Origin of the sequence: Pseudomonas benzopyrenica, assembly GCF_036884265.1 — a bacterium.
GTDB lineage: Bacteria > Pseudomonadota > Gammaproteobacteria > Pseudomonadales > Pseudomonadaceae > Chryseomonas > Chryseomonas benzopyrenica.
Genome location: NZ_CP145723.1, coordinates 4081677 through 4098193, shown reverse-complemented (window position 1 = coordinate 4098193; position 16517 = coordinate 4081677). Strand labels below are relative to the sequence as shown.

Below are 16517 nucleotides of genomic sequence, written 5' to 3'. Positions count from 1 at the left end.
CCATGCTCATCATGTCGCGTGGACAGAAGGGTTTTTCACTCATCGAGATGATGATCGCCCTGACCGTGGGTACCTTCCTGGTGCTGGGCGTCTCGCAGATCTATATCAACAACAAGCGCAGTTTTCTCTTTCAGCAAGGCCAGACCGGCAATCGCAACAATGCCCAGTTGACCTTGCAGGTACTTGATCGGCAACTGGCGAGAACCGGGTTCCGCGCCAACATCCGCAATCAGAGCACCCTGTCGTCGGCGTTTCCCGCCATCAATGCCGTAGCGGACAACGATGGTGTCAGCTGTCCCGCCCTTGACGCGGGCGTCACCTTCGCTGCCACTACGGACAATGTCGACGCGCCTACCGGCGTCTGCATCCGCTATCAAGGTGCGCTGGACAACAAGGACCTGGATTGCCTGGGCAACGTCATTCCCCGGGTCAATCTCAATGTCGGCGGCAATATCCTGCTCAAGCTGCGTTATACCGCCGGCGCGACACCCGGTGCCGGTACCTTGAGCTGCACCGTTTGGAGCGAGCAGTCCGGGGCTCTGACACGCAAGGGCAGCGCGGTGCTGGTGCAGGGGCTGCAAGATTTTCGCTGGTCTATCCCGTTGAAATCCGATGTGCAAAAGGGCAGCAGCGCGGCGGTGCGCTATGCGGCGCTGCTCAGCACCACCGAGGCACTCACGAGCGATGTCGCCAGTAACGCTGCCGCTAATTGGAAGACGCTGACGGGTCGGCAGATCGATGACGCGAGTCGGCCAATGCAGATGCTGCAGAGCACCGTCATGCTGAGGAATCTCGCGCTATGAAAGCCTACCGCCGTCCTGGGCAGCGGGGTGCGACCTTGTTGATCGCCCTGGTGATGTTGCTGCTGCTTTCGCTACTGGCCGCCTCGAGCATGCGTCAGACCTTGCTGCAGGCCCGCAGTGGTGGCGCGGCGCTGGAAAACACCCAGGCCTTCAATGCGGCGGAGGCAGCGCTACGGGAGGGGGAGCGCCGCCTGGTCGCCCTCAGCCAACAGCCTTCCTTCACTGCCTTCAGCGCCGGTTTTGCCAGCTGCACGGAAAGCGTGCCAGCCGTGCGGAGCGCGTTCGCCAAGGCACAGACCGGTGATCTTTGCATCCTGACCAAGGCCAGTGATCTCAGCACCAGTATCCTGACCCAGACCTGGGCGGCCACCGCCTTGCAGGCGACTGGAAGTGCGCCCACAACCCGTACGGTCGCCTATCGCGGCTCCGATGGCAGCGCTTCTTTCAGCCAGACGCCGCGCTGGGTGGTGACCGCCATGGGGAGTAGCTCGGTCGATATGTCTGCACCGGCCACCAACCTGTTCCGCATCACCGCCGTCGCCCAGGATCGAGGCCGGCGCTTCCCGGTGATCCTGCAGAGCGTCGTCGCCCTGGAGGTGCCATGAGTCGAGCCGTATCAGGCCTTGGGGCGCTGACCCTGCTCCTGACCTTCGCTGCGCCAGCCGCTCAAGCCGCGGCGCTGAATCTCAGCCAGCAGCCGCTGTTCCTGACCAACAGCATCGGCCCCAATCTGTTCGTCACCCTGGACAACTCCACCAGCATGCAGATGGCGGTGGTGCCGGATGCGTCCAATACCGAGGTCATCAGGCCAACCCGCCGTGCCAAGTCGGCGGCCTTCAACAGTCTCTACTACAATCCGGCGATCACCTATCCGGCACCCTATGCGGTCAGCTACAGCACTGCCGGGGGCCTGACTCGCACGCGGCTGACCACCAGCTTTACCAGTGCCTACGTCAATGGCTATCGATCCAGTCTGGGCAGCGTCAATCTGGCCAGCGACTACCGGGTGAGCTGGAGCTACAACCCCAACTTGGTGACCACTGATCCCAATGTGGCACGCGGCAATACCTACGGGAACCCGGGATTGCAGAACAACAGTCCAAGTATGCTGGCAGAGAATCCGTCGCAGGATTTCCAAAGCGCGGGTACCTACCAGGGAACCAGTCGGAGTTATGGGCGGCTGACCCTGCTGGACATACTCCTGGGCGCCGGTTTCACCGAAATCATCAATGGCGCACAGGTTTCCATCAGCGATTCGTCCTTGCTTGGTTGGTTACTGTTTGGGCAGTCGCTGACGGGCGGATGCGCGGCAAGCATCGCCAATACGTCGACTGTTACCTATAGCAACGTCACCTGCACGCGCAATGTGGACTATGGGCTATTCGGAGTGATTTCCTCGGTCAACTACACCGTTACGGCCAACACCAACGTCTCGGCCGCCATCACCGGTGTACAGGCCTATTACTATCTTTACGACACGACGCTTAGTACCTGTCTTCCCGCCACCCTGCAGACCGAAGGCTGCTACCGGCGGGTGCTGGTAGGCGCCTCTTCGGGTCCCAACAACACGGACGAGCGGCAGAACTTCGCCAACTGGTATTCCTTCTATCGTAGCCGAGCGCTGGCTGCGCAGACGTCGACCAATCTGGCGCTGGCGGACGCCTCGGAGAATATCCGGCTTGGTTGGCAGGCATTGGGCACCAGTGACAGCTGCATTCTGGTAACCGCCAATGCCAACTGCCGCGGCATTAGCAACTCCAGTTCCACGACCTATGACAACCGGCTGAGGCCCTTCACCGGGGCGCACCGGGCCGCCTTTTTCACCTGGCTGGGCGACGTCTACTACAACCAGAGTACGCCCTTGCTGCAGGCGGTCGCCCGTGTCGGCGAGTTGCTCAAGACCACAGGCAGTGAAAGTCCCTATGCCTTCCAGCCTGGCAGCAGCGAAGCGCCAGTCTATGGCTGCCGGGCCAGCTACAGCCTAGTGGTGACCGACGGCATCTGGAATGCGGCTTTCGCTTCGAGCGACGTGGATGGTAGCGCTGCTACCTTGCCGGATGGCCAGCAGTATTCCCCACAGGCGCCGTTTCAGGACACCACGGCCAATACCCTGGCGGATCTTGCCTTTCTCTATTGGCGTACCGATGCCCAGCCCAATCTCGATAACAAGGTGCCTCCCTACAACACCACCACCAGTGACGAGAAGCAGGGCAATCGGACCCTTTCGCCCTACTGGAATCCGCGCAATGACCCCGCCACCTGGCAGCACCTGACCGGCTTCTATGTCGGTATCGGACTGAGCAGCGCCCTGGTCAATCCGGCCTGGGGCGGGGATACCTTTTCCGGAGGCTATTCCGGGTTGGCGGCCGGTACCACGCTCTGGCCAGTGGCCGGCGCGGACAATTCGGTCAATCAGAACAACGTCTATGATCTCTGGCACGCGGCGATCAATTCCCGGGGTGAGTTCTTCAGTGCCGAAAACGCTAGCGATCTCATCAGCTCCCTCGGCAAGGTGATCACCCGGATCAATCAATCCACCAGTGTCGGCGCCAGCCAGACTCTATCCCCAACCCAGGTGGGAGATACCACCTCGCTCTATACCTATGAGCCCTCCTTTTCCAGTACCGACTGGAGCGGGGATGTCATCAAGTATCAACGCACCGCCACGACCAAGACCCGCATCTGGAGTGCGGCTCAGCAGCTCGATAGCCGGTTTGTCGCGGGCAATACCGCTTTTGCCGCTCGAAAGATCTATATGGCCAAGGGCGGCACGCTGACTGATTTTGCCTGGGCCAATCTGAACGTTGATCAACAGATCAGCCTCAATCGAACATCGGGCGGCGCTACCGATACCTACGGCAGTCGCCGTGTGGACTATCTGCGTGGAGATCGCAGTCTGGAAGCGCCGAATGCGACGCCCTCGTTCCGGCCGCGTAACCATGTTCTCGGGGATATCGTGAATTCCTCGCCGGCGGTGGTAGACATGCCCAGCAGTCCCATCGCCTTGATGAATGCCATGGTCGGTGACAATTCCTACGCCACCTTTCGCACCGCCAACCTCGCTCGTGAGCGCCGTATCTACGTCGGCGCCAACGACGGCATGCTGCATGCCTTCAACGATCAAGGGCAGGAGGTCTATGCCTTCGTTCCCAGCGCGGTCGTTGGTAATCTCACCCGGCTTACCGAACGCAGTTATACCGGCGGCGGACATCAATCCTATGTCGATAACACGCCGGTGATAGGTGAGGCCTACCTTGGCGGTGCCTGGCGTACGGTTTTGGTTGGGACGTTGAGGGGGGGAGGGCAGAGCATCTTCGCCCTGGACATCACCAATCCCAATGTCCCGGTACTGCTGTGGGAAAAATCCGCAGCCGATCCCGATTACAAGGACCTGGGCTTCACCTATGGCCAGCCGGTCATCACGCGCTTGCACACGGGCGGTTGGGGCGTGGTGGTGAGCAACGGCTACAACAGCGCTCAGGACAATGCTGTGCTGTACGTGATGAACCTCGCTGACGGTAGCCTGATGAAGGCGTTGCCTGCTAGCGACAATCTCGCCACGCCTAACGGGCTGGGTTCACCCTTCGTGGCTGACGTCGATGGCGACTTGATCGCCGACTACGCCTATGCCGGTGATCTGCGCGGAAATCTCTGGCGCTTCGATCTGATAGGCACTTCCTTGACCGCGGCTGCGACCAGGGACAATTTTCGTGTGGCCTTTGGCGGTCGACCGCTGTACACCGCTCGGGCCAGCAGCGTGGCGCCAGGCACCACCAACCTGGTCCAGCCGATCACCGCCAGTCCGTTGGTGGTTACCCACCCCAGTGGCACGGGGCACCTGGTGCTGTTCGGAACCGGCAAGTACCTCGAGGTCAACGATGCCATCGCCAATACCAGCAAGGCCATGACCCTCTACGGTATCTGGGATCGGCAGACCGATGGTTCGCCAGCGGGCAGTACGCCGCTATTGACCACGGCCAATCTCCAGCAGCAGACCCTGGGTACCGATCAACGCATCAGCTATACCAGCTCCGCCGGTTCCCGTGCCAGCAGCACCGCGAACACCGTTTCCACCACGGCGGTGAACTATGACCCTGTCACGGCTGCTAACGGCAAACAGGGCTGGTACCTCAATCTGCCGCTGAACGGCGAGTTGGTGATCAACAAGCCCCAGCTGTTCAGCGGCGCGCTGTTGATGAGCTCTTTGATACCCAGTACCGACGCCTGTACCGCTGGTGTCACCACCTACCTCTATGCCCTGGATCCCTACACCGGCGGCAGCAACAGGGGACTGTTCAACCTTGGACTGGATACGGTCTACGGGCGCTTCCAGATGGATGGTTTGCTGGGAGGGATCGTGCCCTTCGTCTATGGCGATGGCACCTTCAGCATGGAGGGCACCTTGGCCGATTCCGCGATCTATGGCAGCGATACGCCGCCCAGAGACGGAAAAGGCGGTAATTTAAGTCCTAGCCGCCGCCAGACCTGGCGTGTCATCACCAACCAGGACTATCCCGATCCTTAGGAATCGAGAAGTCATGAAAAAGCCCGGCACTAGGCCGGGCTTTTTCATGGAACGGTGCGTCTCAACGCGCGTAGGTCAGCAGCACGTCGCCCGGGATCTGGAAGTCCACCGACATCATCACGCTCAGGGCGGTGATGGCGATGATGGAGAACCCAAACAGCTTGCGTGCCCACTGCACGTCGTTCTCGGCCTGATAGCCCATGAAGGCCAGGCGCAGCCACCAGGCACCGATCACGGCAGCCACTGCCAGGTAGACGTAGCCGGCGTAGCCGAGCACGGTCAGCAGCAGGGTGGCGGCCAGGAAGGCTACGGTGTACCAGACGATGTGACGCTTGGTCACCGAGATACCCTTGGCCACCGGCAGTACCGGAATCGAGGCCGCGGTGTAGTCCTTGAGACGGAAGATGGCGATGGCGTAGGAGTGCGGCATCTGCCAGAGGCAGAAGATCAGCAGCAGCACCGCGGCGCCGCTGTCGAACTGGCCGCTGGCGGCGCAGTAGCCGATCACCGGCGGAGCGGCACCGGACAGGCTGCCGACCAGGGTACCGTGGACCGAGGCGCGCTTGAGCCAGAGGCTGTAAAGCCCCACGTACACCACGAAACCCATCACCGCGAAGGCGGTGGCGACCAGATTGGTCGCCACGTACAGCAGCCCCACCCCGGCCAGGCCGAGGAGGGTGGCATAGGCCAGCGCCACCTTCGAGGAGATCGTGCCCTGTACCAGGGCACGATTGCGGGTTCTTTCCATCTTCTGATCGATGTCCCTATCGATCACGTTGTTGAACACACAGCCGGAAGCAATGACCAACGACACCCCGATAGCCGTCGCCAGCAGCAACAGCGGGTCGATGCTCCCTTTGGAAGCCAGGAAGAACCCGCCGGCAACCGAGATCAGGTTGCCGAAGATGATGCCCGGCTTGGTCACGAGAAGGTACTTCTTGATCATCACGTCGGCCCGGTTCAGTGGATCATCATGTTGTGGTGCATGTGGTACATGATCCACAGGGATCCCACGACCAAGATACCGACGATGACCACGGTGAAACCAAAGGAGATCACGTTCCAACGCTGTTCTTCGGACGTGTTCAGGTGCAGGAAGAAGTACAGGTGCACCAGCAGCTGTACCACCGCCATGATCACCACGATCGCCAGGGTCGCGCCCTTGGAGAAGGTGGGGAACATCACCAGGCCGAAGGGAATGACCGTCAGGATGACCGACAGGATGAAGCCGACCATGTAGCTCTTGAAAGTGCCATGGCTCTCGGCGGTGTGCCCGTGGGCGTTATGGTCGTGCGCCATTACAGAACCCCCATCAGATAGACGATGGTGAAGACGAAGATCCAGATGATGTCCAGGAAGTGCCAGAACAGGCTCAGGCACGACAGGCGGGTCACGTTGGTGGTGGTCAGACCCTTGGAAGAGATCTGCAGCATCAACACGATCATCCAGATCAGACCCGAGCTCACGTGCAGACCGTGGGTGCCGACCAGCGCGAAGAACGACGACAGGAAGGCACTGCGATCCGGACCCCAGCCCTCATGGATCAGGTGGTTGAACTCATAGAGTTCCATGCCGATGAAGCCGGCACCGAACAGCCAGGTGACCGCCAGCCACCCCAGGACGCCACTCTTGCTGCCCTTGTGCTGGGCAATCATGGCGAAGCCGTAGGTGATACTGGAGAACAGCAGCAGGAAGGTCTCGACCAGCACGAACGGCAGATTGACGATGTCGTGGTGGGTCGGGCCGCCCGCATAGGCGTTGCTCAGCACTGCATAGGTCGCGAACAGGGTTCCGAACAGGATGCAGTCGGTCATCAGGTAGGACCAGAAACCGAAAGTGGTCAAGGATCCCGCGTCGTGGTGCCCATGCTCCTCGGCATGGGCGACTTCGTTATGCATAACTTGATTCGCCATTGGTTAGGCCTGCTTCAATTTCGCCAGGGACTGAATGCGTGCGTTTTCAATGCGCGCCACTTCTTCCGCCGGTACGTAGTAGTCGGTGTCTTCGTCGTAGCTACGGATAACGAAGGCGACGATCGAACCCACGAAGCTAGCGATGGCCAGCCACCAGATGTGCCAGATCAGAGCGAAGCCAAGCGCCAGGGCGAACAGGCTGATCACGATGCCAGCAGCGGTATTGCGCGGCATGTGGATCTGCTTGTAGTCCGCATCCTTCTTCTCGGTGATGCCTTTTTCCTTCATGCCCCAGTAGGCGTCGATGTCGTGCACTTCCGGCACTTCGGCGAAGTTGTAGAAGGGCGGCGGCGAGGAGGTCGACCATTCCAGGGTACGGCCATCCCACGGATCGCCCGTCACGTCCACGTTCTCCGGCAGATTGCGATCGCGGATACTGACGTAGAACATCCACAGTTGGCTCAGGATGCCGAGGGCGATGATGCCGGCGCCGATGGCGGCGGTCACCAGGAAGGGGTGCCAGTCGGGGTTGTCGTAGTGGTTCAGACGACGGGTCATACCCATGAAGCCCAGCATGTACAGCGGCATGAAGGCGACATAGAAACCGATCAGCCAGCACCAGAAGGCCTGCTTGTTCAGCTTCTCGTTCAGCTTGAAGCCGAAGACCTTCGGGAACCAGTAGATCATGCCGGCGAAGTAGCCGAACACGGCGCCGCCGATGATCACGTTGTGGAAGTGAGCGATCAGGAACAGGCTGTTGTGCAGCACGAAGTCGGCACCCGGTACCGCCAGCAGGACGCCGGTCATGCCGCCGATGCTGAAGGTCACGATGAAGCCCAGGGTCCAGAGCATCGGCGAGGTGAACTGGATGCGACCCTGGTACATGGTGAACAGCCAGGTGAAGATCTTCACACCCGTCGGGATCGCAATGATCATGGTCGCGATGCCGAAGAAGGCGTTGACGTTAGCGCCCGAGCCCATGGTGAAGAAGTGGTGCAGCCAGACGATGAAGGACAGCACAGTAATGGCTACCGTGGCCCAGACCATCGAGACGTAGCCGAACAGACGCTTCTTGCTGAAGGTGGAGGTCACTTCCGAGAACACGCCGAAGGCCGGCAGGATCAGGATGTATACCTCGGGGTGGCCCCAGGCCCAGATCAGGTTGGTGTACATCATCTGGTTGCCGCCAGCTTCCGCGGTGAAGAAGTGGAAGCCCAGGTAACGGTCCAGGGTCAGCAGTGCCAGGGTCACGGTCAGGATCGGGAAGGCCGCCATGATCAGGATGGCCGTACACCAGGAGGTCCAGGTGAAGATCGGCATGCGCATCAGGGTCATGCCCTTGGTGCGCATCTTCAGCACGGTCACGAAGAAGTTGACGCCGGTCAGGGTCGTACCGATACCGGAGAGCTGAAGCGCCCAGATGTAGTAGTCCATCCCTACGCCTGGACTGTACTGGATGCCTGACAGCGGCGGATAGGCCACCCAGCCGGTCGCGGCGAACTCGCCCACGAACAGCGACATCATGATCAGCACGGCGCCGGCCACGAACAGCCAGAAGCTCAGCGAGTTCAGGAAGGGGAAGGCCACGTCGCGGGCACCGATCTGCAGCGGTGTCACCACGTTCATCAGGCCGGCCACGAAGGGCATCGCCACGAAGAAGATCATGATCACGCCGTGGGCGGTGAAGATCTGGTCGTAGTGATGGGGTGGCAGGTAGCCCTCGGCGCCGCCGGAGGCGATGGCCTGCTGGCTACGCATCAGGATGGCATCGGAGAAGCCACGGAGCAGCATGATCAGGGCGACGATGAAGTACATCACGCCGATCTTCTTGTGGTCGACGGTGGTCAGCCACTCTTTCCAGAGGTAGCCCCACTTGCCGAAGTAGCTGAGTGCCCCGATGAGCGCCAGGCCACCCAGGGCGACCACGACGAACGTCACGAGAATGATCGGCTCGTGATACGGAATATCCGCGAGAGTTAATTTACCGAACATGACTTATTCCTCGGTACCGTGTTGACCGCCGTGCTGGCTCATGTCCATCACGTGATCGGTCTGCTTGCTGAAGTCGGACTTCATGAACTTCTTGATGACCGTTCTGAACAGATCCGGCTCGACCGTCGAGTAGTAGGCGACCGGCTGCTTCTCGCTGGGCTTGGCCAGCTCGGTGTAGCTCGCCTGGTCCAGGGTCTTGCCACCCGACTGCTTGACCTTGTTGACCCAGGCGTCGAAATCACCGGCGGTGGGTACCGCGTGTACGGCGAAGATCATGTCGGAGAAGCCGGCGCCGCTGTAGTTGGCCGAGCGACCTTCGAATTCGCCGGGATGATCGGCGATCAGGTGCAACTGGCTCTGCATGCCGGACATGGCGTAGATCATGCCGCCCAGGGCCGGGATGGACAGGGTGTTCATGACCGACTCGGAGGTGATCTTGAACTGCACCGGACGATTGACCGGGATGGCGATCTCGTTCACCGAGGCGATGCCCTGCTCGGGATAGATGAACAGCCATTTCCAGTCCATCGAGACCGCTTCGATCACCAGCGGCTGCTCGGGATGATCCAGCGGCTTGAAGGGATCCAGCTCATGGGAGGTCTTCCAGTTCAGGATGCTCAGGAACACCACGATGGCCAGGGGGACCAGCCAGACCACGGCTTCGATCTTGTAGGAGTGAGCCCAGTTCGGGGTGTACTTGGCGTCCTTGTTGGTCGCGCGGTACTTCCAGGCGAACAGGAAGGTCATCACGATGACCGGGATCACCACGATCAGCATGAGGCCGAACGCTGTGTAGATGAGGTTGCGTTCTTGCACGCCGATGGAGCCTTTCGGATCCAGCAGCACGGCGTCGCACCCGCTGAGCAGCAGCGCGGCGGCACTGGCCAGAAGCCAACCGGTTGGTTTTAGATACTTCGTTAGTTTCATCTCACGACCTCAGTAGAGCGGCTCATCGTGGTTATTCTCTCAACGTGCCTGTCGCCAGCCTCATGCTCCGCAACGGACAGGCATCCGTGCGGCAGGCTGATGGATTGCAGAAATTGCGGGATTTCGCAGCGCGGTATGGTGCCACAGAGGGGCTGGATATTCGACCCTTTGGTCAGCCGCTGTTCAGGTGTTGTCGGTCGTCGAGAAAGCCGAAAACAGGCGGGGTAAGGCACTGTCATGCGCTGGGTAAGAGTAGTCGAGGGTTGCGGAGTCGCCAGTTCTCGGAGCAGGTAACGGGCTGCTCGAAGGCAGGGGGAGCAACTGGCAAGCGACCCAGGAAGGCGCGGCCCAAGGCGGCTAAAGCCTTGAAGGCTTTGGAAAGATGAGGAGAAGACGACGCGGAAGGATGGTGCCGGAGATAGGAGTCGAACCTACGACCTTCGCATTACGAATGCGCTGCTCTACCAACTGAGCTACACCGGCACGAAGCTTTCAATGATAAGACTTCGGTTATCTGTTATGCAAGCCTGGTCGCTGCCCCCGTGCGACGGCCTGTGGCGATGTGTCGCACTGCTGCCTGCTGCGAATTTGGGGTTCGCCAACGCCTCCCGGCCTGACGATATTGGTCGAGAGGAAGGTCAGTGGTCAGGGTATGGCTCATTCAGGAAACCTTTATCGAAGTCGTCATACCTAATCCTTCGCGGATCCAGCCTTGCCGCAGCTTCGCCCCACCCATACTGCAAGCTGATAGCTGCCCATGCGGAGAGCCACGATGACCGATTACTCCCTCACCCGTCGTAATGTCCTCGTCGGCTCCGCCGTGGGGCTAGCCGCTGCAGCTTCAGGCGCTGCCGTTGCCCAGGAAGGCAGCAGCGCGGCCCGTCCCGCCAAGCCGCTACAGGACCCGCGCACCAAGTACACCCGCGAGCCCTTCAAGGAGCAGCGCCAGGAGTGGCCGGCGCTGACCAGCAAGATGGAGCCGCGCCCCGACCATGGTGAGACCAGCTATCACGGCTCGGGTCGCCTGGCCGGGCGCAAGGCGCTCATCACCGGCGGCGACAGCGGTATCGGTCGCGCCGTGGCCATCGCCTTCGCCCGCGAGGGGGCGGATGTAGCCATCAACTATCACCCGTCCGAAGAATCCGACGCCCAGGAAGTGGTCAAGCTGATCCAGGAGGCCGGGCGCAAGGCCATCACCCTGCCGGCCGATATCCGTACCCAGGAGGCTTGCGAAGAGGTCGTCAGCAAGGCCATCCAGCAACTCGGTGGCCTGGATATCCTGGTGAACAACGCGGCTTACCAGCAGAGCAAGGCCGACATCCTCGAGATCACCGACGAGCAATTCGACCGGACCTTCAAGACCAACGTCTATCACGTCTTCCGCTTCAGCAAGGCCGCCATCCCGCACCTGCCGCCGGGCGCCAGCATCATCAATACCGTCTCGGTGAATTCCTATGATCCTGGTGAAGAGCTGATCGATTACGCCTCGACTAAAGCCGCCATCCTCAATCTCACCAAGGGCATGGCCAAACAACTGGCCAAGAAGGGCATCCGCGTCAACGCCGTGGCACCGGGTCCGGTTTGGACGCCGCTGCAGGTGGCGGGTGGTCAGTTAGAAGGACAGATGAAGGAGTTCGGGCAAGACACGCCGCTCGGTCGGGCAGGGCAGCCGGCGGAGTTGGCGGGGCTTTATGTAGCGCTGGCGGAGGAAGATGCGAGTTTTAGTACCGGAACGGTGGTGGGGGCGTTTGGGGGGAAGGGGATGCCATAGGGCCGGTCATCACAAGGCTCTGTACGAAAAGTGCCTGCGCTCGGTGATGCTGCGTTAAAAATCAGCTCGATCGCCAGCGCGGTCGGAATGCTCATTTACCACTCGTAAACTCAGCTTCCTCGCCGATTTTTGCCTTCTGACCTTCGCTCGGCGACTTTTCGTACAGAACCTAGGGGGCGGAAGGGCTCCCGCCAGCGACTAGGCGTGCACCTAAGTTTGGGGCGACGGTCCGTGCGCCGGAGCCGCCTAAGATAGCACTGCTCTCCAGAGCCTTCGCTTGGCCGGCGCAGAACCAATTGCGGAGGGTTTTCGAGACGGCAGGCCAGCAGCCGCCAAGTTCAGCATCAAAGGGATGGCGGCGCAGGTGATGACCGTGGCGAGTCACACCAGCCCGTCGCTCCTGCGCAATCTTAGATAACACGGATGTTTCGTGGGGGTTGTCTTGCCGTCGCACCTCGCTAATCTTAAAAGATCAATCAACCGACCTTGCCGGAGGGACTCTTGAAACTGCGGAAAGCTAAGTCTGCCAAGCAAGCCCATGCACTTTCGCTGATCGAGCAGGAATGCATTGAAGCGTTGCGCCCGGCAGAGGAGCGAATGAATGCTGCGTTGCTTGAGCAGACGCGCCATCTGAGCACCTTCGCCACCCGCAAGACGCTTGCCCAGTGGCAGTGCGTCGAGCTGATCGACTGGATCCAGGAAAACGTCGAGCTGCTAGGGGGTTCGCCCTGCCTTGAGCCCGTGGTCTTCGAGCCGTTAGTGCAAGAGATGACGGTCAAGCTGGAAGGTGCTGTGGCCGCATTGGATCCCGAAGCCCGCATGAGGGACGAAGACGACGAAGGATTCAGCAGTGAGCTGGACGACCTCCATTTTGACGACGAGGACGCCAAGGAATCGTCGTTCGACGACAGCTGCTTCCAGGACAATCCGGCCGAGCAGGCGCAACGTGATCGCCAGTCCGCCTTGGACAAGGTCTTGCGCGGCTTCTCGATCAACGATCTCTTTCGCCAACTAGCCCGCCGTCTGCACCCCGACCGCGAACTTGATCCGGGACTCAAGGCCCAGCGTGGCCAGCAAATGCAGGAGCTGACCGAGGCGCGCGACCAGCAGGACGTCTTCAAGCTGCTGGAGCTCTACGAGCACCATATCGGCGAATCACCTCTAAGCGCGCTGGGTGACCAGGAGGCCGTGCTCGAATTACTCAAGGCGCAAACCGCGCGCTTGCGCGAAGAGCAGCAAGAGATCCTGCATCGCACTCCGCTGCGTAGCCATTTCTACCAGCACTATCACAGCAGCAATCCCAAGCGGCGCCAGCAGACACTCAAGTGCGATCGAGAGGAATTGCAACACCAGGCAAGTGAAGAAGAGCGGATCACACGCTCAATCACCAGCATCGCTACGCTAAGGCCGTACCTGGAGGCTCGTCAGGACGGCAGGCATGAGGAAGAATTGGTGGCGTTGCAGGGCATGTTTGAAGACATACGGTAGGCGAGGGACTAGATTGCGTTGCGGCATTCCGGCCAAAAAAACTTACTCGCGCTTTGGGTGGTAGCGCTCGTCGATATCGTCACCATTGGTCGAGGAAGATTATTATTACAGTCAGTGAGGCTTGGAGGAAGTCTATTCAGGGCTAAACTAAACCAGCCATTCGGCCTGACCGTTTTGACAGAATAATACAGCCGCCTTCTTGTCGAAGCATTTGGCACTTGTTCAATTGCTAGTGTGGACTAGTGCGCCATCGACAAAATCTCCAGCTCCCTCCACCGGCTGCAGATAGGGCTTCATGGCGGTCTGTTTGCGATTATATCGGTAATATCGACGAGGGTTCTATTGTATCGCTATATCGCAACGGGTGGTATCGTAACAAGTTTTCAATGTCTGTACCCACTCGTAAAGCGTTTGCATGTTGAAGGCCCTATCAATTGATCAGTTTGCTCAATAGTAAAACATATTGGATTTTGTTGCCCTCAACCAAAGCTCACAAGATGACATTGGCAGCTGCAAAACCCTCAAGCCCGGCATGGGTGCCGCTTTCAGCAATAGCTTGATTGATCTCCTATGTGCTGAGTTGAGCGCCATTCGTTTTGCCTCTGAGAAAGCTCACTTCATTGCAGGGAAGGTCCCTGTGGCACTGAGCAGCATGCCTCCAGCAGGTAATAACTCTGGCGAATTTGTCAATGGAATAGATGCCTAAATTTCGCAGGATTTCTTTGTAAACCATTGTGCGGGGATGACGGTTGGCGTGCTCATAGGTATTCCAGGGCTCAGGGTGGATTTTAAGGAGAGTTTAAATATACTGAGCTGTATAGGGTTTCTGAGATTAAACGATTTTTTTGTATAATTCTCCTTTGGGTGGGTGTGGGTAATGAAAATTTGGGCATGTGCGAAGAAAAATGGCCAGTTTTTAAACCATGATGATGGTCGGTTCAAATTGTTTTTCATTTGGCAAGTTTTAAAGATAAAGCGTGAAGATCCGGATTTATACGATTCCCTAGTCTTTTTCAGTACGCACTCTAAAGCGCTAAAGAGGCGGCAGTTGATTCCGGTCAAGGGAGGCTGGTTTCGTTACAAGGAGATTGGGCCCAGAGGCGAGTGTGCCAATAGTCAAGACGGGCAGTCCCTTTCTCATGCCTTTGTAATTGCCGCATTGTCTCAACTTAAAACCATTAACTTTATTATTGGTGATCAAAAGATTTCTTTCACCTTTACGCGACTTGAGGCTGAGGAGGTCGAGCTGCGTTTCGGTAATGGCCGCTATTACATACCTGATCTCTATGGTGAATTTACTGATGATAACCTTTACTTTAAGAAGTGGGGAGGAAAGGTTGTGATCGAGGTTTGGGTGACGCATCAGTGTGAGCCTCGGAAGATAAAGGATTTCGAGAATCACGGTGTGCCTATTATTGAGGTTAGAGTGACTTCAGGGTTGCAAGTTGAAAAGTATATAAAGCCGGATGATCTTGAGGCGAGTCTGGAGTGCTCTTTTGCCCGTGTCAAAGAGATAGTCAGTGAGAAGGTTTATGCGAAAATAATATCTGATCCGGTCAGCCTTGCCTATCATCATGACGCAATGGTTGCAGAGAAATTCCGACTACATGAAATGCAAAGGGCTAAAGACGCAGAGATGGCGAACCTAAAAATGTCCATGTCGGCAACAGTTGCATCTTTGCGTGACGAGGTGACTAACAAACAATTGGCCCTGAATAGCAAAATCAGTGAGTGCCAAGGTGTGGTGAGAAAGCTCGAAAATGCTGAAAAGACCATTCAGGAAAAAATAAATGAGGCAAGAGTTTTACGTGAAGAGTTGAATGTTGAAAAAAGTAAAGGGGTATGGGAAAGATTATGTTTATCGCTGCGCAAGCGGTAGACAGCGTGTCTTCCGCTTCAGCAAGGTCTTCATCCCGCACCGGCCTCCAGGCGCCAGCATTATCAATACCGTTTCGGCGAATTCCTATGATCCCGGAGAAGAGCTGATCGACTACGCCTCGGCCAAGGTCGCCATCCTCAATCTTACCAAGGGCATGGCCAAGCAACAGACCAAGAAGGGCCTCCGCGTCAACGCCGTAGCACCGGGTCCGATATGGACACTGCTGCATGTGGCGGGTGGGCAACTGGAAGGACAGATGAAGGAATTTGGCCAGCATACGCCGTTGGGGCGTGCACTACAGCCTGCGGAGTTAGCGGGACTATAGGTGGCGCTGGCAGAAGAGGATGCGAGTTTTAGTACGGGGACGGTGGTAGGGGCGTTTGTGGGGAAGGGATGCTGTAATAATTCTTGTGCTAAAGCTAATAATTTGTGTTTGCTATATAAAGTCTTGGGTGTGATTCTGCATTACAAGCATCGCATTGTAAGTGCATGTTTATTGTTTATTGTTTAGCTGTAAACGGATTAATTTTGTTTTAGTGGTGGCTTTTAATTTTGCGTTGTTAGGCTGGTCAAAGGGCATTTGCATGAGTCAAATGCCCTTTGACTAGTTACTTGGCTACGGTTGTTACGCAGGAACCAGGTAGATACTTTTGAGGAATGGTTCCGCCGCACACCCAGTGGCCAATGGAATCGCCGGCTGAAATTGCATCAGTACCGCTAGCCCCTTTGTACGGAGTCAAAGTAAGTGTTTGACCGTTTACATCGCTATTTATATTTTGCGCTGTAACTGTAATAACTCCAGTGGTGGCAGCAGTGGAAATGGACTTGACGTACTTAGAAGTTTCCGTGCTTGATTCGCCGCATCCCCAAGTGTCTTTTGTTGCCGGTAGTGTAGTGGCTGTTTGCGTGACTTCAGTGATTGTAGTTCTGCAGGCGGAGGCTGCTAATATAACTTCGGAAACTTTTGCCTTTGCAGTATAGTTTTGATATGCAGGTAATGCTACCGCAGCCAAAATACCAATGATCGCGACCACGATCATCAGTTCAATCAAGGTAAAGCCTTTCTGAGCTTTCATTCCAAATCTCCGAGGTTGGGTCAGGCCAACGTGCCTGTCAGGACTTAAGCATAGGTCGTGCCAAGGAAAAGTGGCGACTGCAGCACGTTTTCTTCGCGATAGGTGTCAACAAAGGGGCAGGTGATGACAAAAAATGTCAGCTG

The 16517-nt window shown here is 57.9% G+C and carries 13 protein-coding genes and 1 tRNA gene; 7 read left to right on the top strand and 7 right to left on the bottom strand.

Going from position 1 to position 16517, the window contains the following annotated elements; all coding sequences use genetic code 11:
• Positions 1–2 precede the first annotated feature (2 nt).
• From V6W80_RS19460 to V6W80_RS19450, 3 genes are all read left to right on the top strand, one after another.
• On the top strand, positions 3–803 hold the full coding sequence (locus V6W80_RS19460; protein ID WP_017640831.1) for a PilW family protein: 801 nt from the start codon (positions 3–5) through the stop codon (positions 801–803).
• On the top strand, positions 800–1408 hold the full coding sequence (locus tag V6W80_RS19455) for a pilus assembly PilX family protein (RefSeq protein ID WP_338545136.1): 609 nt from the start codon (positions 800–802) through the stop codon (positions 1406–1408). Before V6W80_RS19460 ends, V6W80_RS19455 begins: the two co-directional genes overlap by 4 nt.
• A gap of 155 nt (positions 1409–1563) precedes the next feature.
• The gene (locus V6W80_RS19450) at positions 1564–5328 is read left to right on the top strand and encodes a pilus assembly protein (RefSeq protein ID WP_338545135.1); all 3765 of its coding nucleotides are present in this window, start codon (positions 1564–1566) and stop codon (positions 5326–5328) included.
• Positions 5329–5389: 61 nt separating this feature from the next.
• Here V6W80_RS19450 and cyoE read toward each other — a convergent pair whose 3' ends face one another.
• The 6 genes from cyoE to V6W80_RS19420 all read right to left on the bottom strand — a co-directional run bounded on the left by cyoE (position 5390) and on the right by V6W80_RS19420 (position 10643).
• Positions 5390–6277 carry a heme o synthase gene (gene cyoE, locus V6W80_RS19445; protein WP_231893052.1) on the bottom strand — a complete coding sequence of 296 codons (888 nt, stop codon included), beginning with the start codon at positions 6275–6277 and terminating at the stop codon, positions 5390–5392.
• An 11-nt stretch (positions 6278–6288) separates the two neighbouring features.
• The gene (gene cyoD / locus V6W80_RS19440) at positions 6289–6627 is read right to left on the bottom strand and encodes a cytochrome o ubiquinol oxidase subunit IV (RefSeq protein WP_064307849.1); all 339 of its coding nucleotides are present in this window, start codon (positions 6625–6627) and stop codon (positions 6289–6291) included.
• Positions 6627–7241 (bottom strand): cytochrome o ubiquinol oxidase subunit III, encoded by a 615-nt coding sequence (locus V6W80_RS19435; protein WP_026083816.1) that lies wholly within the window; start codon positions 7239–7241, stop codon positions 6627–6629. The genes cyoD and V6W80_RS19435 overlap by 1 nt, the downstream gene beginning before the upstream one ends.
• Positions 7242–7244: 3 nt before the next feature.
• A complete protein-coding gene (gene cyoB / locus V6W80_RS19430; protein ID WP_017640825.1) occupies positions 7245–9233 on the bottom strand; it encodes a cytochrome o ubiquinol oxidase subunit I in 1989 nt (662 codons plus the stop codon).
• 3 nt (positions 9234–9236) lie between these two features.
• Positions 9237–10160 carry a ubiquinol oxidase subunit II gene (gene cyoA / locus V6W80_RS19425; RefSeq protein ID WP_338545134.1) on the bottom strand — a complete coding sequence of 308 codons (924 nt, stop codon included), beginning with the start codon at positions 10158–10160 and terminating at the stop codon, positions 9237–9239.
• 407 nt (positions 10161–10567) lie between these two features.
• Positions 10568–10643, bottom strand: a tRNA-Thr gene (locus V6W80_RS19420).
• Positions 10644–10932: 289 nt separating this feature from the next.
• Between V6W80_RS19420 and V6W80_RS19415 the strand changes: the two genes are divergently transcribed.
• The 4 genes from V6W80_RS19415 to V6W80_RS19400 all read left to right on the top strand — a co-directional run bounded on the left by V6W80_RS19415 (position 10933) and on the right by V6W80_RS19400 (position 15623).
• Positions 10933–11931, top strand: coding sequence for an SDR family oxidoreductase (locus V6W80_RS19415; RefSeq protein ID WP_338545133.1), 999 nt, complete (start codon positions 10933–10935; stop codon positions 11929–11931).
• A gap of 501 nt (positions 11932–12432) precedes the next feature.
• Positions 12433–13419 carry a hypothetical protein gene (locus V6W80_RS19410; RefSeq protein WP_338545132.1) on the top strand — a complete coding sequence of 329 codons (987 nt, stop codon included), beginning with the start codon at positions 12433–12435 and terminating at the stop codon, positions 13417–13419.
• A gap of 877 nt (positions 13420–14296) precedes the next feature.
• Complete coding sequence (locus V6W80_RS19405) at positions 14297–15298, top strand: hypothetical protein (RefSeq protein WP_338545131.1); 1002 nt, start codon at positions 14297–14299, stop codon at positions 15296–15298.
• The gene (locus V6W80_RS19400) at positions 15240–15623 is read left to right on the top strand and encodes an SDR family oxidoreductase (RefSeq protein ID WP_338545130.1); all 384 of its coding nucleotides are present in this window, start codon (positions 15240–15242) and stop codon (positions 15621–15623) included. Before V6W80_RS19405 ends, V6W80_RS19400 begins: the two co-directional genes overlap by 59 nt.
• Positions 15624–15906: 283 nt before the next feature.
• Here V6W80_RS19400 and V6W80_RS19395 read toward each other — a convergent pair whose 3' ends face one another.
• Positions 15907–16374, bottom strand: coding sequence for a pilin (locus V6W80_RS19395; protein ID WP_338545129.1), 468 nt, complete (start codon positions 16372–16374; stop codon positions 15907–15909).
• Positions 16375–16517 lie beyond the last annotated feature (143 nt).